The sequence below is a fragment of the Frankia sp. BMG5.60 genome (assembly GCF_059428125.1).
Genome location: NZ_CM182091.1, coordinates 4,526,458 through 4,550,007, shown reverse-complemented (window position 1 = coordinate 4,550,007; position 23,550 = coordinate 4,526,458). Strand labels below are relative to the sequence as shown.

General features: G+C 73.5%; 20 protein-coding genes. 10 read left to right on the top strand and 10 right to left on the bottom strand.

Features of this window, described 5'->3' with window-relative positions:
• Nucleotides 1-54 precede the first annotated feature (54 nt).
• Nucleotides 55-804 carry a Kelch repeat-containing protein gene (locus AC5R91_RS18695; RefSeq protein ID WP_495392641.1) on the bottom strand — a complete coding sequence of 250 codons (750 nt, stop codon included), beginning with the start codon at nucleotides 802-804 and terminating at the stop codon, nucleotides 55-57.
• Here AC5R91_RS18695 and AC5R91_RS18690 point away from each other — a divergent pair.
• From AC5R91_RS18690 to AC5R91_RS18680, 3 genes are all read left to right on the top strand, one after another.
• Entirely contained in the window at nucleotides 797-1,330 is a 534-nt protein-coding gene (locus AC5R91_RS18690; protein WP_495392640.1) for a hypothetical protein, read from the top strand. The genes AC5R91_RS18695 and AC5R91_RS18690 overlap by 8 nt on opposite strands.
• 665 nt (nucleotides 1,331-1,995) lie before the next feature.
• On the top strand, nucleotides 1,996-3,915 hold the full coding sequence (locus tag AC5R91_RS18685) for an ABC transporter ATP-binding protein (RefSeq protein WP_495392639.1): 1,920 nt from the start codon (nucleotides 1,996-1,998) through the stop codon (nucleotides 3,913-3,915).
• A 270-nt stretch (nucleotides 3,916-4,185) separates the two neighbouring features.
• Nucleotides 4,186-5,976 carry an MDR family MFS transporter gene (locus tag AC5R91_RS18680; RefSeq protein ID WP_495392638.1) on the top strand — a complete coding sequence of 597 codons (1,791 nt, stop codon included), beginning with the start codon at nucleotides 4,186-4,188 and terminating at the stop codon, nucleotides 5,974-5,976.
• Between the two features lie 24 nt (nucleotides 5,977-6,000).
• On the opposite strand, the gene AC5R91_RS18675 is transcribed toward AC5R91_RS18680, so the two are convergent.
• The 3 genes from AC5R91_RS18675 to AC5R91_RS18665 form a co-directional block, all read right to left on the bottom strand.
• On the bottom strand, nucleotides 6,001-7,140 hold the full coding sequence (locus tag AC5R91_RS18675; RefSeq protein WP_495392637.1) for a lysylphosphatidylglycerol synthase transmembrane domain-containing protein: 1,140 nt from the start codon (nucleotides 7,138-7,140) through the stop codon (nucleotides 6,001-6,003).
• On the bottom strand, nucleotides 7,140-8,603 hold the full coding sequence (locus AC5R91_RS18670) for a glycosyltransferase family 4 protein (protein ID WP_495392636.1): 1,464 nt from the start codon (nucleotides 8,601-8,603) through the stop codon (nucleotides 7,140-7,142). The genes AC5R91_RS18675 and AC5R91_RS18670 overlap by 1 nt, the downstream gene beginning before the upstream one ends.
• A gap of 213 nt (nucleotides 8,604-8,816) precedes the next feature.
• Complete coding sequence (locus AC5R91_RS18665) at nucleotides 8,817-9,632, bottom strand: mycofactocin-coupled SDR family oxidoreductase (RefSeq protein ID WP_495392635.1); 816 nt, start codon at nucleotides 9,630-9,632, stop codon at nucleotides 8,817-8,819.
• A gap of 235 nt (nucleotides 9,633-9,867) precedes the next feature.
• Between AC5R91_RS18665 and AC5R91_RS18660 the strand changes: the two genes are divergently transcribed.
• Entirely contained in the window at nucleotides 9,868-10,503 is a 636-nt protein-coding gene (locus tag AC5R91_RS18660; protein ID WP_495392634.1) for a TetR/AcrR family transcriptional regulator, read from the top strand.
• Between the two features lies 1 nt (nucleotide 10,504).
• On the opposite strand, the gene AC5R91_RS18655 is transcribed toward AC5R91_RS18660, so the two are convergent.
• Nucleotides 10,505-11,815: an NtaA/DmoA family FMN-dependent monooxygenase gene (locus tag AC5R91_RS18655; protein ID WP_495392633.1), complete on the bottom strand. Its 1,311-nt coding sequence runs from the start codon at nucleotides 11,813-11,815 to the stop codon at nucleotides 10,505-10,507.
• A gap of 381 nt (nucleotides 11,816-12,196) precedes the next feature.
• Here AC5R91_RS18655 and AC5R91_RS18650 point away from each other — a divergent pair, with 381 nt between their 5' ends.
• Nucleotides 12,197-12,910 carry a TIGR03086 family metal-binding protein gene (locus AC5R91_RS18650; RefSeq protein ID WP_495392632.1) on the top strand — a complete coding sequence of 238 codons (714 nt, stop codon included), beginning with the start codon at nucleotides 12,197-12,199 and terminating at the stop codon, nucleotides 12,908-12,910.
• Here AC5R91_RS18650 and AC5R91_RS18645 read toward each other — a convergent pair.
• Complete coding sequence (locus AC5R91_RS18645; protein WP_495392631.1) at nucleotides 12,895-13,314, bottom strand: hypothetical protein; 420 nt, start codon at nucleotides 13,312-13,314, stop codon at nucleotides 12,895-12,897. The two genes, AC5R91_RS18650 and AC5R91_RS18645, sit on opposite strands and share 16 nt — an antisense overlap.
• A 293-nt stretch (nucleotides 13,315-13,607) precedes the next feature.
• On the opposite strand from AC5R91_RS18645, the gene AC5R91_RS18640 reads away from it, so the two are divergent.
• Complete coding sequence (locus AC5R91_RS18640; RefSeq protein ID WP_495392630.1) at nucleotides 13,608-13,817, top strand: DUF4236 domain-containing protein; 210 nt, start codon at nucleotides 13,608-13,610, stop codon at nucleotides 13,815-13,817.
• A gap of 17 nt (nucleotides 13,818-13,834) precedes the next feature.
• On the opposite strand, the gene AC5R91_RS18635 is transcribed toward AC5R91_RS18640, so the two are convergent.
• Entirely contained in the window at nucleotides 13,835-14,998 is a 1,164-nt protein-coding gene (locus AC5R91_RS18635; protein ID WP_495392629.1) for a PP2C family protein-serine/threonine phosphatase, read from the bottom strand.
• Nucleotides 14,999-15,081: 83 nt separating this feature from the next.
• Nucleotides 15,082-16,566, bottom strand: a complete 1,485-nt coding sequence (locus AC5R91_RS18630; protein WP_495392628.1) for an amidase — start codon at nucleotides 16,564-16,566, stop codon at nucleotides 15,082-15,084.
• Nucleotides 16,567-17,159: 593 nt separating this feature from the next.
• On the opposite strand from AC5R91_RS18630, the gene AC5R91_RS18625 reads away from it, so the two are divergent.
• Complete coding sequence (locus AC5R91_RS18625; RefSeq protein ID WP_495392627.1) at nucleotides 17,160-17,891, top strand: hypothetical protein; 732 nt, start codon at nucleotides 17,160-17,162, stop codon at nucleotides 17,889-17,891.
• 149 nt (nucleotides 17,892-18,040) lie between these two features.
• Nucleotides 18,041-18,349, top strand: a complete 309-nt coding sequence (locus AC5R91_RS18620; RefSeq protein WP_495392626.1) for a GlsB/YeaQ/YmgE family stress response membrane protein — start codon at nucleotides 18,041-18,043, stop codon at nucleotides 18,347-18,349.
• 296 nt (nucleotides 18,350-18,645) lie between these two features.
• On the opposite strand, the gene AC5R91_RS18615 is transcribed toward AC5R91_RS18620, so the two are convergent.
• Together AC5R91_RS18615 and AC5R91_RS18610 are read right to left on the bottom strand one after the other, a co-directional pair.
• Nucleotides 18,646-19,275 (bottom strand): methyltransferase domain-containing protein, encoded by a 630-nt coding sequence (locus AC5R91_RS18615; protein ID WP_495398003.1) that lies wholly within the window; start codon nucleotides 19,273-19,275, stop codon nucleotides 18,646-18,648.
• A gap of 505 nt (nucleotides 19,276-19,780) precedes the next feature.
• Nucleotides 19,781-21,427, bottom strand: coding sequence for a mechanosensitive ion channel family protein (locus tag AC5R91_RS18610; protein ID WP_495392625.1), 1,647 nt, complete (start codon nucleotides 21,425-21,427; stop codon nucleotides 19,781-19,783).
• Between the two features lie 320 nt (nucleotides 21,428-21,747).
• On the opposite strand from AC5R91_RS18610, the gene AC5R91_RS18605 reads away from it, so the two are divergent.
• Both AC5R91_RS18605 and AC5R91_RS18600 read left to right on the top strand, forming a co-directional pair.
• Nucleotides 21,748-22,311: a GNAT family N-acetyltransferase gene (locus AC5R91_RS18605; RefSeq protein WP_495392624.1), complete on the top strand. Its 564-nt coding sequence runs from the start codon at nucleotides 21,748-21,750 to the stop codon at nucleotides 22,309-22,311.
• Nucleotides 22,312-22,675: 364 nt separating this feature from the next.
• Nucleotides 22,676-23,518, top strand: a complete 843-nt coding sequence (locus AC5R91_RS18600; protein ID WP_495392623.1) for an SCO2525 family SAM-dependent methyltransferase — start codon at nucleotides 22,676-22,678, stop codon at nucleotides 23,516-23,518.
• The last annotated feature ends 32 nt before the right edge of the window (nucleotides 23,519-23,550 follow it).

Genomic DNA, 23,550 nt, shown 5'->3' with positions numbered 1-23,550 from the left:
CAGGGTGGGGCGGCCGGCGCCGTGCCGACCGCCCCACCCAGGTGGGTCGGGGACCTACCCGCTCAGGGCCCCCACCGTGTCCAGGGCGTCACCGCCGGCCGTGCCGCCCAGCACGTACACCCGGCCGTCACCGCCGGTGGTCGCGGCGGCGTCCGCCCGCTTGGCGGCCGGACCGGTGGGGCCGGCGGTCCACTGGTCGTCGTCCGGGGAGTAGACCTGCACCGCGTCGGTGACGTCGCCGCCCGCGTCCCGGCCGCCGACGACGTACACCCGTCCGTCCGGCCCGGTGGCGCCGGCGGCCTGGGTCACCCCGGTCGGCAGGTCGGACACCTGGGTCCAGGATCCGCTGCCACCCGTGCCGGGCGTGTAGGCGTACACGCCGGACGAGGCGCCGCTCGCCGCGCTGCCACCGGCGGCGAGGATGCGGCCGTCGGGCAGGGCGGTGAGGACCGGCGCCGTGACGGGGGTCGGCGGCGCGTCCGCCGTGGTCCAGCTTGCGGCGTCGGGGTCGTAGATGGCCAGCGTGTCGCCGTCGAGGACGTAGATCTTCCCGTCGGCCGCGCGGGCCGCCCGCGGCTCACCCATCGGCTTGGGCAGCGCCGTCCCGCTCGTCCAGGTGCCATCGGACGGCTTGTAGACCTCGACGGTGTCCGTCGGGTCGTTCGCGGCACCGGATCGGCCACCGATCGCGTAGATCCGGCCGTCGGTGCCGGTCGCCGCGGCGAGATGCGTCCGCGGGGTCGGCAGGTCGGCCGCGTTCGTCCAGGCGTTCTTGCCCGGATCGAAGACCTGGACGGTGCCCACCGGCGGCACGGCCGCGCCGGGCGCCGCACTCGGCGAGCCGGTGCCGGTCGGCGACCCGCTCGGCGTGGCCGACGTGCTCGGCGTCACCGACGACTCGTCGGTGGGTGAGTCGGTGCTGGTGGGTGAGTCGGTGCCGGTGGGCGAGTCGGTCAAGGGCGGTGCGCCGTTGTCGCCGGGCGCGTTCGGCGCGTTGGACAAGGGGCCGAACGTCGGTTCGCCGGTCAACGCACCCGGGATGATCGTCGAGCTGGTGGTCGGACCGCCTGCGGGCGCCGTGGTCGGGGCCGTCTGCGACCCCGTCCGGGTCGAGGTCGGAGCTGAGGTGGAGGTCGGCGTCGAGGTGGACGTCGCGGTTGGGGAGGCAGTCGAGGTCGGGGAGGCAGTCGAGGTCGGGGAGGGAGTCGAGGTCGGGGAGGCAGAGGCGCTCGACGGGGAGGCGCTCTGGGTGGGCGAGCCGGTGGCCGAACCCGACGCGCCGCCGGCTCCGCCCGCGACCCCGGCGGTCTGCTGGCCGCCGATCGCATAGATCCGCCCGTCGCAGCCGGTGGTGGCGGCGAGGTGAGCGCGGGGGGCGGGCAGGGCGGTGACGGTCTCCCAGCTACCCAGCGGGCCGGCCGTCGACGGGTAGGACGGGCAGCCGCCGCCCGCGGGGCTCGAAGCAGCGGAGCTTGAAGCGCCGGGGCTCGCGGTGGCGGCGCTAGCGGTGGCGGGGCTCGCGGTGGCGGGGCTGCCCGTCGGCGCCGGGCCGCCCGGGGCGCCGGTCGGTGTCGCGGCGGCGCCCGTGCCGAGCAGGCCGGGCGAGGCCAGCGCCGCCGTCAGCGTGGCGGCCAGGACGAAGGCGCGAGATGGGCACCGACGTGGCGTGCGGGACCAACTCATGGGTTCCCCCCTCTGGCCCGCGTCCGCGGACCCGACCGACGGGTGGATCGCGTGGATGGATGGCGTCGCGTGGATGGATGGCGTCGCGGGGCCGGACGGCCTGAGCGACCGGCTGACCGGGCTTGTCGTGGCCGTGGGGACCAGCCGGGTGGGCAGGGGCGTCCGCGCACAGAGCAGTCACGGACTGTGTTCCCTAAGTTTCAGAACGTAAGCTTGTCGTTGCGGGTGGTTGCGGTGAGGCCGCCTCGGGCCGCCCGAGGCCCGCCGCCCACCACCTGCGGCCCGCCGCCCGCGGCCGCATAGCCTCTCCCCGTGCCCAGTCAGCCGCCGCCCGTCCCGTCGAAAGTGACTGTCCTGCACGCCCGCGTGCTCGCCCGGCTGACCGGCGCGGCCGAGGCCCGGCGCAGCGAGCGCTTCTTCGCCGACCAGGGGCGGGTCGTGGCCGCTCTCGTCGGCCTGTCCGTGCTCGGATCGGCCGCGGTCGCCGCGGGGCCGTTCATCCTGCGCCACCTCATCGACATCTCGCTGCCGACCGGTCGGGTGCGCGACCTCGCCGTCCCCGTCCTGCTGCTGTGCGCGGTGCTGGTGTTCGAGTCGACCGTGCTGTCCCTGCGGATGGCGCTCATCGCCCGGCTCGGCGGGGTCGTCTCAGTGCGCATCCGCCAGACCGTCAACGCCCACCTGCAGCGGCTGCCGTTCGCCTTCTTCCCCCGCAGCCAGCAGGGCGAGGTGATGACGGTGATGTCCTCGGATGTCCTGGCCGCCCAGAACGCGATCTCCGCGACCGTGCAGGCGGTCATCTGCCGGCTGGCGGACATCGTCGTCGGCACCGCCGTCGTCTTCGCGCTGGACTGGCGACTCAGCCTCGCGGTGATGGTGTTCGCCCCGGCCACCCTGGTGATCATCCGGTCCGGGCGGCGCCGCCTGGCCGCGCTGTCGCAGCGCCAGCGGGAGCTCGACGGCCAGCTCATGGCCCAGGTGTCCGACACCGCGTCGGTGTCCGGGGCGCTGCACGTGCGGCTGTTCGACCGGGTCGACTACGAGCGGGAGCGGTTCGACGCGGCCGGCGCCGAGCTGCTCGCCGCCGCCCGGGAACAGGCCCGGCTCACCTCCCGGGTCCGGTTTCTGGTCAATCTCGGCATCGTCGCGACGATGACCGCCGTGGTCACTCTCGGCGCCTGGCTGGTCTCCTCCGAGCGGACGACGCTCGGCACGGTCGCCGCCCTCGGTGGCGCGCTGCTGGTGTCGTTCGGCCCGCTGTCCTCCGCGGTCGACCTGCGCTCCGAACTGGCCGGCGCCGGGGCCTCCTTCCGGCGGATCTTCGCCCTGCTCGACGTGCCCGAGGACGAGGCCGCAACGATGCTCACCGGGCCGCCGGCCGCCATCGCGGTGCCCCGGGCCCCGGCAGTGGACCCGCGCGTCGGCGCGGACGCGGTGCCGGTGGGCCTCGACCTGACGCTCGACGACGTGTGGTTCGCCTACGACCAGGCCGTGCCGGGGCCCGCACGGGCGATGGACGCCGCGGCGCACGAGCACCCCGGCCCCGACGATCCGTCCTGGAACCTGCGGGGGGTGACGCTGCGCGTCGCGGCCGGGACGACCACGGCCGTCGTCGGCGCCAGCGGCGCGGGCAAGACGACGATCTCCTACCTGGCCAGCGGGGTGCACCGCCCGCAGCGGGGCCGGGTCCTGCTCGGCGGCGTCCCGCTCGACACGATCCCGCCGGCCCGGCTGCACGCGGCGATCGGCGTGGTCCCGCAGGACCCGCACCTGTTCCACGACACGATCGCGGCGAACCTCCGCTACGGCCGGCTGGACGCGACCGACGACGAGCTGCGGGCCGCCCTCGACGCGGCCAGCCTGTCCGCCCTGCTCGACCGGCTGCCCGAGGGGCTGGCGACCCGGGTCGGCGCGCGGGGCTACCGGCTGTCCGGCGGCGAGCGCCAGCGGCTCGCCATCGCCCGCGTCCTGCTGCAGTCGCCGCAGGTGCTGGTCCTCGACGAGGCGACGTCCGCGCTGGACACGGTCTCCGAGGCCGCGGTACGCACGGCGCTGGACCGGCTCGCCGTCGGCCGGACCTGCCTGGTGATCGCCCACCGGCTGTCGACGGTGATCGACGCCGACCGCATCTACGTCATGGACCACGGCCGCGTCGTCGAGGACGGCACCCACCGCGACCTGCTCGCCGACGGCGGTGCCTACGCCCGCCTCTACCGGCCGAGCTCCGTGTGACTGGCCGGGACCCGGTCGGACCGGTCGGACCGGCGGGATCGGCGAGGCAGTCGGGATCGGGGAGACCGGCAGGACGGCCGACGCGGCTGTCCCGCCGGGTCGCGGGACGGTGGGCACCGCGAGGGGCAGGATGGCCAGAAGCGTCGTGGGCGGAACGTGGTTTAACGCCCGCGGGAGGAGCATTCCGGTAGTGGATCCGGTGCGGCCGGCGCCGTCGTGGCACCCGCCGACCCGGACCGCGACCGGCAGGTCGAGAGGAGACACACCCGCATGACCTCCACTGCCGGGAAAGCCACTGCTGCCGGTGGCACGGACGCTGCCGGTGGCACGGACGCTGCCGGTGGCACGGACGCCGCCGGGCCCACCGCCCACGGCGGCTACTCGCACCGCCAGATCATGGTCATCCTCTCCGGCCTGCTGCTGGGGATGTTCCTCGCGGCGCTGGACCAGACGGTCGTCTCCACGGCGATCTACCGGATCGGCGAGAGCCTGCACGGGCTGACCGCGCAGGCATGGGTCACCACCGCCTTCCTGATCACCTCGACGATCGCCACCCCGCTGTACGGCAAGCTGTCCGACCTCTACGGGCGCAAGCCGTTCTTCCTGTTCGCGATCGCCGTGTTCATCACCGGCTCGGCGCTGTGCACCTTCGCGACGTCGATGTACATGCTCGCCGCGTTCCGGGCGGTGCAGGGCATCGGGGCCGGCGGCCTGTTCTCCCTCGCCCTGGCGATCGTCGGCGACATCATCCCGCCGCGGGAGCGGGCGAAGTACCAGGGCTACTTCATGGCGGTGTTCGGCACGTCCAGCGTCCTCGGGCCCGTCGTCGGCGGCGCGCTGGCCGGCCAGGACACGTTGCTCGGCGTCGCCGGCTGGCGGTGGATCTTCCTGATCAACGTGCCGATCGGCATCGGCGCGCTCGTCGTCGTCGCACGGGTCCTGCACATCTCCCACGAGCGCCGCGAGCACCACATCGACTACCCCGGCGCCCTGACGCTGATCGTCGCCCTGGTGCCGCTGCTCATCGTCGCCGAGCAGGGCCGCGAGTGGGGCTGGGGCGCGGGCTCCTCGCTGGCCTGCTACGCGATCGGGCTGGTCGGCATCGCCGCGTTCGTGGTCGCGGAGCGGCGCGCGAAGGACGATGCCCTGCTGCCGCCCCGGCTGTTCCGCAACGGGGTCTTCGCCGTCGGATCCGCCCAGTCGGCGATCATCGGGATCGGCATGTTCGGCGGGATCACCCTGATCCCCCTCTACCTGCAGCTCGTCAAGGGGAACTCGCCGACCAAGGCCGGCCTGCTCACCCTCCCGCTGGTCCTGGGCATCATGCTGCTCTCGCTCGTGGCCGGGCAGATCACCGCGCGGACCGGCCGATACAAGATCCTGCCCGTGATCGGCTCGGCGCTGCTCGTCGTCGGGATGCTGTTGCTGTGGCGGCTGTCGGCCGACAGCAGCCTCGTCTACATCGATCTGGCGATGTTCGTCGTCGGCGCCGGGCTTGGCCTGAACATGCAGACGATCGTCCTGGCGATGCAGAACGCCGTACCGCCGCGGGACATCGGGGTGGCGACATCCTCGACGACGTTCTTCCGGCAGCTCGGCGGCACCCTCGGGGTGGCGGTGTTCCTGTCGATCGTGTACTCGATCGTCGGTTCCCGGATCACCTCCGCCTACGCGGACGCGCGCGGCACGGCGGCGTTCGACGCGGCCGCGCGCAGCCATCCCGACCAGCTCAAGGCGCTCGGCTCCGCGTCCTCGGGCGGCTCGGGCAGCCTCAACGACACCTCGTTCCTCAGCGGCCTCGACCCGGCGCTGACCCACCCCTTCAAGGTCGGCTTCACCAACGCGATCACGGTCGCCTTCCTGGTCGGCGCCGCCGTGCTGGTCATCGCCTTCGTGCTGTCCCTGCTGCTCAAGGAGGTGCCGCTGCGGGAGACCGGCGCGGCCTTCGCCGACCAGCCGGCCGCGCCGGACGGGGCCGGGTCCCCGGGCCCGAGCGGCACCGAACCCGATGCCGCGGCGGCCGGTCCCGCGCGGTCCGACGGTCCGCGCGTCGGCGGCTAGCGTCCCGCCCGCCTCGCCGCTCCGCTACAGGTGGCCGCGGCGGACCATCAGCGCGAGCACGCAGGCCGAGGGCGCCATCGGCAGCCACACCGTGACCAGCCGGTAGCCCAGGACCGCGGCGAGCGCGACGGCGGGGGACTGCCCGGCGGCGATGATCGCCGCGGTCAGGGCCGCGTCGAGCGAGCCGAAGCCGCCCGGCGAGGGCACCAGAGCCGAGGCGGCGCTGGCGGCGAAGTACAGCGCGAAGACCGCCCCGACGCCGAGCGGCAGGTGCAGCGCACGCATGATCGCCCACAGGGTCGCGGCGTGCAGCAGGGGGATGGCTGCCGAGCCGCCCCACAACATCGCCGCTCGGCTGGGTGAGCGGATCGTGGAGCGCATCGACCGTAGATGGTCGACGACCCGTGCCCACACCCCGTGCGCCACCCGCCGGGCCGCCGGCACCAGCCAGCCCAGCAGCGCGGCGACGGCGACGGCCGCCGCGGCCACCGCAATGCCCAGGGCCACCGGGCCGCTGTCCGGCAGCCGGGCGGAGTCCACCGGCAGGAATCCCCCGGCCAGCAGGACGGCCAGCACGGCGAGATGGGTGGTGACCCCGGCGGTGGCGTCGAGGCCGACCGCCGTCAGGGACTCCCGCAGGGAGAAGCCGTGCCGGTGCAGGAAACGCAGCTTCACCGCGCCGACCCCGAACCCGGCGGGCAGCACGTGGTTGGCCACGCTGCCCGCCACCTGGGCGGCGAGCAGCCGGCGGACCGGCAGCGACCGCGGCACCGTCCCCTGCTGGCAGGCCGCGCCGGCGACCCAGGTGAGCTGGGCGACGGCGACCGCGCCCACCAGCCAGAACGGATGGGCGCTGGCCAGCGCGTCGATGCCGGTCCGCACCGTCGACCACGACCGCACCAGCCACACCACCGCCACCAGCGGCGCCGCGCAGGCCAGCAGCGGACGAACCAGCCAGAACCGGCCGCGACGGGGCGCGACGGCCACGGCCGCACCCGCGCTCGGACCGGCGAGGACGAGGTCCCCGCCCGGCAGCGTGGGTGCGGCCGAGCCGGTCCGGGCGATGACCACTGCCGGGGCGGCGCTGAGGGCCGGGGCGGCGCTGAGGGCCGGCGCGGGCAACGCCCCGCCGCCCGCCGCCGACGCCTCCGGTATCTGGCGCATCACGGTCCTCCCGTCCTGGCGTCCGCGTGGCCCTGGGCCACGTCGACCCGGTCCATCCCGATGCCGTCCGTGCCGATGCCGTCTGTCCCGATGCCGTCTGTCCCGATGCCGTCCGGGATGATGCCATCCGGAGTGATGGTCCCCGACACGTCCTCGCCCAGAGTTCCGCGACGCGTCCGTGACGGTTCACCAGAGTGTCGCGTGACCGGATCGAGATCGGCACCCGAGCCGCCCGCGAGCAGCCCGGCGAGGCGTCCGGCGAGCCCGCCCCAGCTCCATGCCTCGCGCATCCATTCCCGCCCGGCCAGGCCCATCCGGGCGGCCCGGTCGGGGTCGTCGAGCAGCTCCACGACGGCCCGGGCCACGGCGGTGGTGTTGCGGCCGTCGACGACCTCGCCCGTGCGGCCGGGCAGGACGACGTCGGGCGCGCCGCCCTGGGCGCCGGTGATGACGGGCAGCCCGCTGGCCGCCCCCTCCAGGGAGGACAGGCCGAGCCCCTCCAGGTCCAGGCCGAGCCAGCGGGTGCGCGACGGCATGGCGAACACGTCGGCGGCGTCGAGGTAGGCGGGCAGCTCCTCCTCACCGACCGCGCCGGCGAAGTGCACCTCGTCGGCCACCCCCACCTGCCCGGCGAGGCGGCGCAGCCGGCCCTCGGCCGGCCCCTGCCCGACGAGCAGCAGCCGGGCCCCCGGGTGGCGGCGCCGCACGGTGGTCCAGCCGCGGATGAGGGTGTCCTGCCCCTTGCGCGGCACCATCCGGGCCACGCAGATCACGACCGGGCGGTCCGACCAGCCCAGGGCTCGGCGGATGTCGGCCCCGCCGGCGCCCGGCCGGAAGCGGCGGGTGTCGACGCCGCCGGTCAGCCGCGCGAGGGTGGTGCCCCGCGGGGAGACGGCGACCAGCCGGCGCCGGGTGAACGCGGTGAGGTACGTCAGCACGTCGGCGCGGGCGGCGACGGTGCGCACGAGCGACCAGCCCACCGGCAGCCGGGACCAGGCGACCTCGTGCCCGTGGCTGGACGCCACCACCCTGGTGACCCCCGCCTCGCGCAGCGTCGGGCCGAGCATCCCGTACGGCGCGGCGGTGGGGAACCAGGCGGCGTCGCAGCCCTCGCTGCGCACCAGCGAGCGCAGCAGGCGCCGGGACCGCGGCGAGGTGAGGATCCGCTCACCGGCCCGGACCACCGGGAAGGGCAGCGTGCGGTCGAACTCCTCGGCGCCGGGCGCCGCGGGCGCGACGACGACGACCCGGTCGGCGGGCAGACCGGCGGTGAGGTGGCAGGCGAAAGTCTGGATGCCGCCGAGGACCGGGGGGAACTTGTCCGCCACCACCAGCGTCCGCGGCAGGTCGACGGCACCCGCGGGGCGGGCCGGCCGGGACCCGGGCGGCGCCGCCGGTGCGGGCACGGCGCCCGCCGGCGGCACGGACTCGTCCGGCCCCGCCGAGCGGGGAGTCCGCCTCACGCGGCGTCCGGCCGGCGCGGGGGTGCGGCGTGCGGCGGTGGGAGGCAGGCGTCGTCCCGTTCGACGGGCAACGACGGCAGTCGGCGACCATCCATGAGGGGAGATGATTGCAGGCGGCCGGTGTGAGCTGGATGAGTGCCGCGAATGGGATGCCCCCCGCGGCGGCGGGCTGGCGGGCCGTGGCCGGTCAGCCGGCCGCGGGGACGGGTTCGCTCAGCGCACCGCGAAGCCGGCGTCGATCGGCAGCGCGACGCCGGTGATGTACTTCGCGGCGTCCGAGACCAGCCAGGCGACCGCATCGGAGATGTCCTCGGGCTGGAGGATCTCGATGGGCAGCGCGTTCTGCATCGCGGCGGTGGCGTTGTCCGACTCGGCGAGCAGCTTCGCCATCGACTCGTTCATCGTCATTCCGGTGGCGACGCCGGTGGGGTGGATCGTGTTCACCCGGATCCAGTGCTTGGCCAGGTCGTTCGCGAGTACCTGCATGAGCCCGACCAGGCCGCGCTTGGCCGCCGTGTACGCCTGCGGGCCCGCGGCCGGGCTGCCCGTTCCTCTCAGGCCCGCGCTGGAACTGGTCAGGACGATCGCCCCACCGCGCCCGCCCTCGATCAGCGCCGGTAAGGCGGCCCGCACCGTCTTGAAGACGCCCGTGAGGTTCGTGTCGATGACGTCCTGCCACTCGGTGAACGGGTCCTCCTCCGGCGACAGCCGGATGATGCCGGCGTTCGCGATGACGATGTCCACCCGGCCGAACTCGGCGAACCCCTCCTGGAAGGCGGCGGAGAGCCCGGGGAAGTCCCGCACGTCCGCCTGGCGGGCGACGATTCGCCCGCCCAGCTTCTCGACGAGCTCCACGGTTTCGGCGAGATCGGCCGGCGAGGCGTTCGGATAGTCCATCGACGCGATGTCGGCGCAGATGTCCACGCCGATGATGTCGGCCCCCTCGCGGGCCAGCCGCACCGCGTGCGCCCGCCCCTGCCCGCGGGCGACTCCGGTGATGAAGGCGGTCCTGCCGTCGAGCGTGCCCATCCGACACTCCTTCCGGAAAGCAATTCCTGACTTCGGTGTAGCGCAGGTCACAAACGTTATTGCGGACACGGAGCGTCCGCAAGGGTCGCCGCCGGCCGCCGCGCGATGATGGACCGCAGACGGCGGGCGACACCGCTGGCGGCAGGCGGTACCGCGGACGGCGGGCGACACCGCTGGCGGCAGGCGACACGCTGGCGGCGGGCGGCACGCAGGCGGACGGGGGACGAGGAGACCGATGGTGCAGACGACGACGGGGCAGGCCGTGCGCGGGCGGCCCCGGGACCCCGACCTGCAGGCGCGGGTCCTCGACGCGGCGTTGGCCGAGTACGCCCGATCCGGCTGGGCGGGCTTCACCATGCACGCCGTCGCCGGGCGCGCCGGGGTCGGCAAGTCGTCGATGTACCTGCGGTGGCCGACCAAGGAACAGCTCCTGGTCGACGCGATCGACGCCTACACCCGCCCGCTCGTCGTCGACCACGACACCGGCTCGCTGCCCGGGGACGTGCTCGCCCTGGCGTCGAGCCTGCTGGCCCACTTCCTCGACCCGATGGGCTGGGTGACGGTGCGCATCGCCGTGGACGCCGCCGTCGAGTCCCTCGACCTGGGCGGCTTCCACGAACGGATCGTCACGAAGCACACCGACGCGGCCCAGCGCATCGTCGACCGGGCGATCGGTCGCGGCGAGCTGCCGGCGGGGGTCGACGGCCGGCCGCTGCTCGAGGGCCTGTTCGGCGGCGTGCTCATGCACGCGCTGGCGATGCCGCCCCACGAGCGCGCCGCCGCCCGGGCCGCTCTCGCCGCGCACGTCACGCCGCTGGTCGACCTGCTGCTGCGCGGAGTCGGCCCGGCCGCGACCCCCGCGGGCGGCTGACTCAGAACTCGAGCAGGTTGTCCCGGAACAGCTCGTGCGGGTAGGAGGTCCGCATGAGGCCGCGGCGCTGCAACGCGGGCACCAGGCCGTCGGCGATCTCGGCGACCACGCGGCGGTGCACCGGCGTGGCGATCAGGAACCCGTCCCCGCCGACCTCCGCCATCACCTCGCCCATCTGCGCGGCGACGGTGTCCGGCGAGCCGACGAGCTCGACCGACTCGACGGTGTCGTGGTCCATCACCGTCTCGCGCAGCGTCCGGCCGGCGGCGGCGTTCGCGAATCGGGTCATCGAGCTCTGGTGGCCGTTGACCCGGCCGGTCAGGTCGGGGAAGGGGCCGTCCAGATCGAACTGCGCGAAGTCGATTCCGCTGAAGTACGACATCTGGGCGAGGACCGTCTCCATCACCTCCGGGCTGCGCTGGCGGGCCCGCCGGTGAGCCAGCAGCTCGCGTGCCTGGTCGTCGGTCTCCCCGATGACCGGGTTGACGAGGTACAGCACCTTGCAGTCGGCCGGTTTGCGGCCGTGGCGGATCATCCGGGCCGAGACGTCCTCCCGGTACGCCTTCATCCCCTCGATGCCGTGCGGCACCGCGATGATCGTGTCCGAGTGCTTGGCGGCGAACTCCCGGCCGGCCGGGGAGCCACCGGCCTGGCAGATGACCGGGCGTCCCTGCGGGCCGGCGGGGGCGTTCAACGGCCCTCGGCTGCGGTGGAACCGGCCGGCGAAGTTCACCGTGTGCACCTTGCGGAAGTCGGCGAAGATGCCGGCCTGCTGGTCCGCGACCACGGCCTGCGGTTCCCACGACGCGCACAGCCGGTCGACGAGCTCCATCCATTCGTCGGCCATCTCGTAGCGCAGGTCGTGCTCGAAGTGCTCGTCGAAGCCGAAGTTCTGGGCCGAGCGGTGACTGCTCGAGGTGACGAGGTTCGCCCCGACCCGCCCGGCGGAAAGATGATCGAGGGAGACCAGCATGCGGGCCGCCATGAACGGCGGGTAGAACGACGTCGACAGGGTGGCCACGAGGCCGATCCGCGAGGTCGCCTGGCTCATCACCGCGACCGCCGCCATCGGGTCCAGTCGGGGCGACTCCCAGGCGTACTTCAGGTCGACCTCCATCGATCCCCGATACGCGTCGGTGATCATCAGGCCGTCCTCGAGGATGAGATAGTCGAAACAGGCTCGTTCGAGGGATCGGGCCAGCTCGGCGTAGAAATCGCCCCGCGTCCATTCGGCGCCGTGCGTTCCCGACCACTGGCTGTTCCAGGCCTGCGGGCCGAATCCGCCCCCGACGAACCACCCCAGGTGGAACATGTGATCTCCCGTCGTCGACTTGCTGGGGCAGTGTGCGGGGCCGCCGTTTCCGTCCATTGATCCCTCCGGTTACCGCGCGATTGCGCCGCACCGACCGGCTCGCGCACCGCCGCACACCGCGGCCACGGCCGCGAATGCGCCGCCCCGACCGCGCCGCCTGACGTCACCCCCGGCGGGACCACCCGACCCGACCCGGACCTCCCGACCCGGACCTCCCGACCCGGACCTCCCGACCCGGACCTCCCGACCCGGACCGGGCGGCGCCGGTTGCGCGGCCACGCCGTCCGGGTAGGCACAGGGACAGAGCAGGGACGGGGCCAGCCGCGGCCCGGCGCATCGGCTCGAGGGCTGTCGGCCATGCGGCGCGGAAGGAGCACGACGATGGTGGGCACGCTTACCGTCACGGAACGTCGCAGGTGGCTCGACTGGGCGCTGGACATCTTCGACACGCAGGTGCGGGCCGTGCCACCCGGGTCCTGGGCGGCGCCGACACCGTGCGGACAGTGGGACGTGCGGGCGCTGGTCAACCACCTCACCGTCGAACACCTGTGGGTTCCGCCGTTGCTGGCCGGTCTCACCCGGGAGGACATCGGAACCCGGTTCGACGGGGACCAGCTCGGGGACGATCCGGGCGCGCGCTGGACGGTGACGGCGCGCCGCAGCCGGGACGCCTGGGACCGGCCGGAGGCCTGGGCGTCGATCCCGATGTTGTCGTTCGGACCCACCCCGGCGAACGAATACGCCTTCCAGCTCACCGCCGACCTGCTCATTCACGCCTGGGACCTGGCCCGGGCGATCGACACCTCGGGCCGGCTGCCCGGCGACACCACGTCGGCGCGGACCGTCGGCAACAACCGCGAGCTTGTGCACTGGGTCCACGACAGCCTGCGCCGCCAGATCGACGCCTGGCGAGTCGTCGGCATCTTCGCCACACCGGTCTCGGTGCCGGACGACGCCGACGAGTGGACCCGGCTGATCGCCCTTACCGGCCGCTCACCGCACTGGCAGCCCCGCCTCGACGGGGGCCGGCATCTCGACGCCGGGCAGCACCTCGACGCCGGGCAGCACCTCGACGGTGGTCAGCACAGGGGGTAGATGAGGATCGGAGCCCCCGGCCCGCCGGCCGCGGCGGTGGGCGGAGCCGAACAGCTACGCAGCGGGGCCGGGGTCGTCGGCGCGGGGGAGCCGTCGGCGTCGGGCACCGGGTGTTTGACGGCCCCGGACGGTGCCGTCGGCGCCTGTTCCGGCGACGCCGCGAGGTCCGAGGACGGCCGCGTCGCCACCCCCGCGCCGTCGTCCGCGCCGAGGCGGCCGATGGCCGCGGACAACGCCCCCGCCGACCCGGCCGAGTCGTCGCCGCCGCGCCCCCGGCTCACCTGCACACCGGACACCGAGATCAGGCCACCGACCGCGAACGCGGCCACCGCGCTCAGCACGACGACCAGCACGACGAGCAGCCGCACGGTGCCGCGGTCCGGGGAGCCCGCCGCAGCGCTCATCCGCGCCCCCGGCGCCCCGGCGCGCGGGCGGCCCGCGTCACCGGTCCCGCGCCGGCGGGAATGCGCCGGCATCGGATGGCGATCTCGGCGTCCCTGCGCATGGGCCGACCGTAGCGGATCGGGCCGGTTCCGGTGGGACGGTGCCGCGCAGGCTACGGATGTCGGCCGAGAGACGATCCGTCGGATGGGTGCCGATTGATGGTTAGTCTGCGGAATTTCGGGAGACAAAGCCGATATCAGCGCCGCTCGTTCCTCGTCCGCTCCCTGCGACTGCCCCTTTCCGGAGGTATCTGATGGGACTGCGTTACACCCGCCGACCGCGGTACGGACCGTTTCACCTCAACGTCAGCGAGCGGGGGGTGTCCTCGGTCACGCTGAAGATCGGGCGCGTCTCCTGGCGGGTCTGGTCGCGCAACCGCCGCGGCGGCCTGTCCAGCGTCGACCTGCCGGGGCCGTTCTCCTACCGGCGGGAGGGCCGCAGCCGTCGGCAGGCCGAGGGCTGATCCCGGCGGGCGCACCCTCAGTCGGCGGCCCGCGCGGCCCGCGCGGCCCGCGCGGTCGGGGCGGTCGGGGCGGTCGGCGCGGTCGGCGCGGTCGGCGCGACGATCGGGAGGGGTTGCCGTTCGGCCAGCAGGATCGCGAGGTCGTCGTGCAGGGCCCCGCCGGCATGGGTCCCGACGGCGGCGATGAGCCGGTCCAGAGCCTCCTCCTGGCCGCCGCCCCGCAGCAGGTCCAGGCGATCGTCCAGCGGGAAGAAGCGCCCCTGGGCGTCCCTGGCCTCGATCAGCCCGTCGGTGAACAGCAGCAGCCGGTCACCGACCTCCCAGTGTGCCGTCGTGACCGTGAACCGCTCGGCCAGCCCGAGCGGAGGGCTGGGCGAGCGTAGTTCCAGCGTCGCCGACCCGTCCGGCGAGACGAGCCGCGGCGGGTGATGGCCCGCCGAGCACATACCCAGCCGCCCGTCGGGATGGATGTCCAGGACGAGAGCGGTGACGAAATCCTCGGGCCCGGCTTCGCGCCCCACCGCGCGGGCGCACGCCGCCGCCACCTGTTCGGGGTCCAGCCAGGTCACCGCGGCCTCGCGGAAGGCGCCAAGCACCACCGAGGCCAGCCGGACCGCCGGCAGCCCCTTGCCCCGGACATCTCCGATGATCATCCGGATGCCGTTCGCGGTCGGCACGACCTCGTAGAGATCCCCGCCGACGGACGCCTCCTGCGCCGCCGACAGGTAGCGGGCGGCGAAGCCGGCCCCGTCGAGCTGGCCCGGGACCGCCGGCAGCAGCGCCCGCTGCGCGACCTCGGCGACGGCCTGGACGCGGTGTAGCTTCGAGCGCTGCCGGTCCCGGTACACGCAGATGTAGACCGCGATCGCGGACTGGACCAGGACCAGGATGATCGCGGCGATGTGCGGCTGCGTGCCGAAGCGGTGGTCCCAGAGCCCGGAGATGATCGCCACGATCACGGTCAGGCCGCCGATGCCGGCGGTGATCAGCGGCGGGCAGGCGGCGGCGAGGATCAGCGGCCCCAGGCCGAAGTAACCGGTCAGCGCGACGCCGGGGCCCAGATCGACGACGAGCGCCAACGTGAGCACGGCCGCCCCGGCGACGATCAGGCGTACGTTCTCCGGCCCGCCCACCGCATCGGCTCCTGCGGGCGCGGCAGGGTTCGTCCGGGCAGTTCGCATGGCTCATTCTCCCGAGCAGACCAGGCGTTCGACCACACACCCTCGCAACCAGGCCCTCGGGTGACGGAAACCTGTCCAGGAGGTCAGGCCGCGTGGGCGGCGCGTTCGCCCGGGTGATGCAGGTGCCAGCGTTCGCTGTCCTCGAGCTGCGCGGCCAGGGAGATCAGCAGAGCCTCGCTGCTCGCGGGCCCCATGAGCTGGGCGCCGACCGGCAGACCGGCGGTAGTGCGGCCGGCTGGCACGTTGACGGCCGGCCAGCCCAGCACGTTCCACGGCCAGGCGAACGGGCAGGCCGCCACGATCGCCTGGTCGGTGGCCCAGTTGGTCTCCCGGTTGAGCTCGCCTATGTGCGGCGGGGGGGTCGCCGTCGTCGGCGCCAGCACCACGTCGATCCGGCGGAAGATCCGGCCGATGTTGAGCCGGGCCAGCGGCTCGGCCGCGCGGGTCAGCGGCAGGAACGGGCGCAGCGCCCGGCCGGTCCGCGCGTTGGCCACGGTCCGCGGGTCGAGCTGGGACGGGTCCGGGACCCGTCCGGCCCAGTCGCGGATGCCGTCCATGGACCGCGGCAGGAAGATCGTCCCGAGCAGGCCGTAGGGCGGCTCCACCGGGACGACATCGTGCCCGAGCCGGGCGAGCACCTCGGCCATCCGTTCCACCGCGGCGCGCACCGCCGGATCGAGGCTCGCCGGCATCCCGCTGTAGGGGCGGTGCAGCGACAGCCCGATCCGCAGCCGGGGCGGGGGATGCCCGGCCGCGGACAGGAACGGCTCGACCGGCGCCGGCGCGGAGTCCCGGTCGACGGGCAGGCTGCCGGCCAGGGCGTCGAGCAGCAGGGCGCCGTCGGCGACGGTCCTGGTCAGCGGGCCGTAGACGGTGAGGCCGTTGAACTGCTCGCGTACGGGCGCGCTGGAGATGCGACCGCGCTGCGGCTTGATCCCGACGAGATGCGTCCAGGCGGCCGGGATGCGCACCGATCCGGCGCCGTCCGAACCGATCGCGCCGGGCACCAGGCCCGCGGCCACCGCCGCCGCCGCGCCGCCGGAGGAGCCGCCGGGCGAGTGGTCCAGATCCCACGGGTTGCGGGTCACCCCGAACGCCGGGCCCTCGGTGAACGGCCACTGGCCGAACTCGGGCGTGTTCGTCTTGCCGACGACGACGGCCCCGGCGGCCTTCAACCGCCGCACCATCTCGCTGTCCCGGGCTGCCGGGGGGAACTCGCCCGCAGCGCCGAACGCCGTCGGCAGGCCGGCGATGTCCGTGTCGTCCTTGATTGCGATCGGCACGCCGAGCAGGGGGCGGTGCCGGTCGGCCGCCGGTCCGCCGGGGCCGCGGGCTGCCCTGGCCGCGAGCTCCTCGTCGGCCGCCGCCGCCTCCGCGAGCGCCTCGCGCACCCGCACCCGGCGGAAGGCGTTGAGAGTGGACTGGGTCGCCTCGATCCGGTCCAGCGCGGCCTCGACGAGCTCGTGGGAGGTCACCTCGCCCCGCGCGAGGCGGGTGGCGAGGGCGGCGACGCCGTCCAGCGGGCCGTCTCGCTCCGGATCGACGAGCGTCCCAGGCGCGTCCGACATCAGCCACCCCCCTGCCGCATCGGGCCTTGCTGCCCGCACCGTAACCGACCGCGGACCGCTCGCCCCGCCCCTCGCGCTATACCTCCCATTGTCCGTCGCCGTTACCGGTTTGGCAGAGGCATGTGGAAGAGAACGGTTTGGCGCACGTCACCATGAGATCGGGTCATATCGCGCGTTGTCGGACACGTGATCGGAGGGACGCCGTATCACGCACCCCACATCGTGTTATCAACATCGGAGACGGGGTACCGCCGTCGGGAGAATGGATCGTGAACATCTCGCGGCGGTACCGCGGGCATCCCGGCGGCCACCACCGGGGTACCCCCCGCAGCCGCCGCGACTCGCCGCCGGCCTGACCGGCCTGACCGGCCTGACCGGCCTGACCGGCCGGCGACCGCAGGTTGGCCGGACCCGACCCCGGGCCGGCAGGGCCGGCTCGTCCCTGGCGGGGCCGGCCGGGGCGCGCGGGCGGCGGCGCCGGTGCGTCGACGCGGCAGATCGCCGCGCCGAGACCGCCAGGGCCGCCGGATCCGCAGACCGTCGAGATCGGAAGACCTCGAGACGAAGTAAGACGATGAGGGAGGAACCACCCGATGTCAGTGGACCCGAACGCGGCCCTGCCGGACCCCGCGCCGATCACGCCGCCGGCCGGCGCGGCGCCGTCACCCCCCCGCGGGGCCCGGCCGCCCTCGCCCGAGCCGGAAGAGCCGACCAGCACGCCCGCGCTGAACGGTCACAGCCCCGCCGCCGCGCCTTCCTCGCCTTCCTCGCCTTCCTCGGCTACCTCTGCCACCTCTGCCCCCTCGGCGGCCTCCGCTCCGGAGCCCTCCCAGCCCCTTCCGCCCTCGGCCGCGGCGGGCGAGGGAGCGTCCGGCGGGGAGGGGGAATCCGGGTCGGGGGAGGCGTCGAGTGCCCGGGAGCGGGTGGCGGTGGGCGCGGCCGAGGTGCGCGAGCGCGTCAGCGGCGCGGCCGCGACCCTCGCCCCGCATGTCGCCGCGGCAACCGAGCGGACCCGCGGCGCGGCGGAGAAGGCCGCCGGGACCGTGCGGGAGAAGGTCGCCGAGAGCCCCCGGGTGGCCGCCGCGACCGAGCGGACGATCGGCGCTCGCGACCGGGCCGTCGGAACCGTGCGGGAGCGGCTCGCCCAGCACCCGCAGGTGAACGCCACGGCCGAGAAGACCCTCGCCACCAGCGGCAAGGCGGCCCGTTCCGCCGGGCAGCGGGCCCGGAACAACCCGCGGGCCACCGGTGGCGTGCTGGCCGGCACCGCGCTGGTGCTGCTGGTCCGGCGAGCCCGCCGGCGCCGCCGCCGCAGCGCCGACTGAGCACGGCCTGCCCGAGGTAGGTGGGTACCCCCGTCCTGCCCTCTTCCTCCGGCCTGTTCCCTCCGGTCCGGAAAAGAGTGCGCATACCGGTGTTTATGCCGATCGGGTGCGGGGACAGATGACTCAACCACCTCGGCAGGGAGAATAAAATGGTCACATTCATCGTCGTCATGATTCTGCTCGGTCTGGTCGCCGGCGCCGTCGCTCGTGTGGTGCTGCCCGGACCTGATCCGATCGGCATTCTCGGCACCATTGTCGTGGGCATCATCGGTTCTTTCGTCGGCGGTTTCCTCGGTTACGTCCTGTTCAACAAGGACGTTGGTGAGGGCGCGCTCCAGCCGTCCGGGATCGTCGGCTCGATCATCGGTGCCATCCTGGTGCTGCTGATCTGGCGCAACGTCGGTGGCCACAGCAACAGCCGGTCGCGTGGTCGCAGCCGCCGCTACGCCCGCCGGTGACCGAACCGACCGTCGGTCACGGCGACACCCATCGGTGATCTCCGGGACTGCCGAGAAGCCGACGCCGCGAGGTCGGCCGGCGCGGGCCCAGCCCGCCCCGCGCCGACCTCGCTGGCCGGCCCCACCCCCGACGTCCCTCCCGCGCCAGTGCACAGCCGCCCTCCCGACTTCGCCGCCGGCCCCTCGGTCCCGGCGGCTTTTTGCTGTTCCGGGGTCGGTCGGTGTGGGTGACCCGACGCGCGCCTGGGCGCGTCACAGGTGGACCGGGCGGGATCATCTCGGGTTGGCCGGCGGTTTCACGTGCCCGGCAGGGCGAAGATCGCCGCAAGGTGAACCGGCTCCACGAACCTGCCGCCCGGGGAGCATGTGCGCAGCGCCTCGGTGATCTCCTTCTCGAAGGAAGCTCGCCGGTCTCCCAGGAGCCGCCTGATGGGGAAGGACGTCGAGTACGGATAGCCGACGATCTGGTCGGCCGTCCACTCTCGCTCGAACTCGTAGACGATCCGTTCCGCACGCCGGAACGGAGATCGGCCCAGGACGATCTCGTGAGACTCCGCGGGTGGCGCGAAGACGCCGCTGCCAGCGCGGCGCACGGTTCCGAGGAACCGCGCCTGGATCTCCTCGATCGCCCGCTGCCAGTCGGTGGCAGGCCGGACGAGGCAGTTGTCGTTGACGATGACGAGGCCGCCGGCCGGAGTGACCATGTCGGCGAGCGTTGCCAGGACACGGTCCCGGTCCATCCAATCGACGCCGACGGCTTCTTTGAACTGGTCGGCCAAAGCGAGGGTAAGAGTGCCGGGCCCGCAACCGAGATCAAGGAGTCGGCCTGTCCCGGAGAGGGAGAAACGCCGCGCGACCTCTGTCAGGAATGCCTGCGGGTAGCCAGGTCGGTGGCGAGCGTAGTACGTAGCGGTTCCCGTGAACAGCTCGCCGATCCTGCCGCCAACCTAGCGGCCGTTCGCAGTTACGTCTTTCCCTTCCGCGAGGTTCCGCAGAACCGCGCCACGCTGTCCGGGGCAGCCCGGCGTGACCTTTGGCGATCTTGGTGTTCCGCGGAACCGCGTCCCGGTCCCCGCGCTTGCGCGGCTGTTCGCCGGAGCCTGGGCCGAGCCCCGGACCGCATAGTTACTGACGGTGACGGTCGAGGGGGGTGGGAGCGGGGGTGTGCGGGGGGCCGGCGTCCTGTGGTTCTTTGCCATGGACAGACCGGACGCCAAACCGGCTACAGGGACCACGGTGGTCGCTTCCTCCCACGCATCCACCCCGAACATCTACCTGTCGCCGCCACGCTCCGCGATCGCCGCCGCCAGGAGCACGTGACACGGTCATGCAGATTCCGCGGAAACCGCGCCACCGGCTCCGTGCCCGGGTTCGCGGTCGCCGGCGGCGGTGGTGGCGGCGCTGTCGGTGGCAGCGGCTTCCGTGAAACGATCACCGATCGGCTGCGTCCCTCCCGGGGCTCGGGTCGTCGCGGGCGTCCTCGTCGCGGGCGTCCTCGTCGCGGGCGTCCTCGTCGTGGTGGTCCTCGTCGTGGTGGTCCGGGTCGGGCGTGTGGTCGGTGGTCTCGCTGAAGTCGCGGGCCCGCTGGGCGGCGTCCGGGCTCGCGCCGGAGAACAGCCGCGCGTCGTCGGCGGCGTCGGCGTGCGGGGGCTGCGGCTCGTCCGGGGCCTCGCCGGTGCGGCCCGGGCCGGCCGGGTCGTCGGGAGTGCGGGGCGTCGGTGGGAGGCGGCTGCCGTCGCCGTCCCGGGTGGACAGGGTGATCGTGGTGATCGGCTCCCAGCCGCGGCGGGCGCCGTCGCGCTTGCGGAGCCGGTCGCTTGGCGTCCCGCCGCGGTCCTCCCGCTCGCGCACCAGGGTGCCGATGGCGCCCCCGTCGCGGTCGCCGGCTCCGTTCTGGCGGCTGTTGGCACCGTAAGCGCCGGCACCATTGTGCTGCTCTTCGCTGTACCGACTTTCGTCGCGGCGGTCGTCGGCGAGGTGGCGGTCGTCGGCGGGGCGGGCGGGGCCGGCGAGGTGGGCGGTGGCGTCAAACTCGATGCGGGTTCGCGGCAGTGCCCGGTGATGGTTGCGCTGCAGCCACAGCACGAGTGCCTCCCGCATGTGGCAGCGCAGGTCGAAGGTGGTCGGGCCGTCCTTGCCGCTGACCAGCACCCGGATCCGGATGTGGTCGCCGACGGCGTCGGTCACCTGCAGCACGCAGACCCGCTGGTCCCACAGGTCGGTGGCCTCCAGGACCCGGTGCATCTCGGCGCGCATCTCCTCGAGCGGAACTTCCCAGTCGAGGTCCAGCTCGACCGCGCCGAGCACCGCGGACTCCTTGCGGGTCCAGTTCTGGAACGGCGTCGTGGTGAAGTACGTCGACGGCAGGATCATCCGCCGGTCGTCCCAGATGTGGACGACGACGTAGGTCAGCGTGATCTCCTCGATCCGGCCCCACTCCTCCTCGACGACGACCACGTCGTCGACCCGGATGGCGTCGGTGAACGCGAGCTGCAGGCCCGCGAAGACGTTGGCCAGCGAGGTCTGGGCCGCCAGGCCCGCGACGATGCCGACGACGCCGGCGCTGGCGAAGATGCTGGCCCCGGCGACGCGCACGCCCGGGATCGTCATGAGCATCGACGCGCCGGCGATGATCGAGATGATGGCGACGGTGATCCGCCGCATCAACGTGACCTGGGTGCGCACCCGCCGGGCGTGCCGGTTGTCGACGACGTCGACCCGGTAGCGGGCGAGCGCGAGCTCCTCGAAGACGAACGCGAGAACGGCGACGCACCAGCCGATCCCGGCGATCAGCAGGATGTCACAGACGTGGATCGCCGGCTGCGTCCAATCCTGTTCATGGGTGGCATTGAGGCCGATGAGCAGCGCGAGCAGGATCAGGGTCAACCGGACGGGCCGCCGGCCGCGGTGCGCGAGATCGGCGACGATCCGGGAATGCCGGCCGATGCGCAGCGCGACCCGGTGTAGCAGTATGGCGGCGGCCACGGCGACGACGACCGCGCCGACAAGGACCGTCAGCACGGCAATCGTCGACTGCATGTTGGAGAAAGACAGATCGGGCGCGGCGCTTGCACGCACAGGCGGGCTCCTCGTCCCTGGGGGGCATGGCTCCCCGGGTGCTCTGCCCCTGATCCGGCGGCTCATGAAGTGATCCGCGTCATAGTCCTGTGGAGGTGTTAACCGCCCGAGGGCATTCGCGTCGGTCCGGGCATACAGGCAGACCACTTCGGGGTAGCGGAGTTGCGGATCGTGTGCGGCTGTGTGCGCTACGGACGATGATGGGGGCGGAGCGCACGGATCACACGGATCGTGGTCGCGACGGAGTCGGACCGGCGACCGCGCGGCGGACGGCGGACGGCGGACGGCGACACGTCGCGGCACGCTCACCGGAGGCGGGCATGGGTTCCTTCCCGACCATCATCAGGCAGGTCCAGGAAAAGGATCTGGCGGCCCTGGCCGCGCTGGATGAGCTGATCTTCGGCCATCTTGCCTATCCCTACTTCGTCCTGAGACAGATCTTCGATGTACACCGCGGCGAGCTGCTCGTGCTGGAACAGGCGGGCGGGATGCGCGGCTACTCGATCGCGGTCCGCTCGACGACCCGCGGCCTGGCCTGGTTCCTCGGACTGGGGGTCGAGCCGGACAGCCGGGGCCGGGGGTTTGGCCGGCGGCTCGCCGGCGCCTCCCTCGACCGCCTGCGCGCCCAGGGTCTTGACCGCGTCAGGCTCACCGTCGACGGCGAGAACGCCGCCGCGGTGCGGCTCTACCGCCGGCTGGGCTTCGTGCGGCTCGGCGAGATCGCCGACTATCTCGGCCCCGACGAACCCCGCCAGCTCCTGGAACTGGCGCTCAACCCCGTGGACCGGGACAGGCACACGGCAACCGCGGCGGGAGGTCAACGCGACCCACTCGGTTCGCGAGCCGAGAAGTTCCGGAACAATGCAGGACCGATAGCCGAGTAAGCCGCCCGACAGATCGCTACCGATAGTCGCGCGGATCGCGCCCGCCGCCCGCCGTGAGCAGCACGGCATAGGTGTGGGGTTGACCGGAGGTGGGGGTGGACGCGGTTGTCGCCCCCGCAATCGGGAAAAATGTCCTCCTGATCGGATCCGGGCATCGTGGCCGACCTCGCGCGCTGGTGTGTCGGTCGCCGTCGCGTCCGTTCGGAGTGGGACCGTCCGACCGAGGGATGTGACGGGGAGCAGATATGTCCACCACCGGTGCGAACTGGGTGGGTAGCCGCCCCTGTCAACCTTCGGACCTTTTCGGCCGTGCTCGTTCGGCCGTGCTCGGTATTTGATAGCTTGAATCCAAGAGGTGTATACCATGTCGGAGCCGCAGATGGCCCAGGTCGATTCCCGTCACCGGTTCGGTACTCGGCAGACCGGTCGCGGCCCCGGTGGGGAGGCGCTTGAGCGGCTGCCCTCCTCCGTCGGCGCGCCGCGTAACGCCGACTTCCCCTGGGACGAGTTCGACACGGCCTCCTACCTGCGCCACAACTATCGCAGCCTCCGTTCGGACGATCGGCAGATCCTCGAACTGGTCCGGGACTTCTTTGCGGACTCGCTGCCGGCCGGCGGGGCCCGCGGGCTCGACGTGGGATCCGGGCCGAACCTGTACCCGGCGCTGGCCATGCTGCCGTTGTGTCGCACGATCACGCTGTTTGAGCCGTCCACCAGCAACGTGGCCTGGTTGCAGGACGAGATCGGCGACTACGGGCGCTCGTGGGATCCGTTCTGGGAGTTGCTGTGTGAACGGTCGCGCTACCAGCAGGCGGGTGATCCGCGCCAGGCGCTCGCCGACCGCGTGTCGGTGCAGCAGGGCAGCGTGTTCAAGCTGCCCAGGCGCGGGTGGGACGTCGGCACCATGTTCTTCGTCGCCGAGTCCATCTCGGAGCGACCGGAGGAGTTCGAGGACGCGGTGCGGCGGTTCGTCGGGGCGTTGCGCGAGGGCGCCCCGTTCGCTGCGGCATTCATGGAGAACTCGGACGGATACGACGTCGGCGGGCACCGCTTTCCAGCCGTCGCCGTCGAGGAGGGCTACATCCGGAGAATTCTCGAGACGGCGGCCACCGACCTGCGACTGGAGCGGATCGGCATCGGCAGCGACGTCCTGCGGGCCGGGTACACCGGGATGATCGTGGCCTGCGGCCGGGTGCGTGCCGCATGAGCCGGGGCCGATGGTCCCGGGACCGGAGGTGA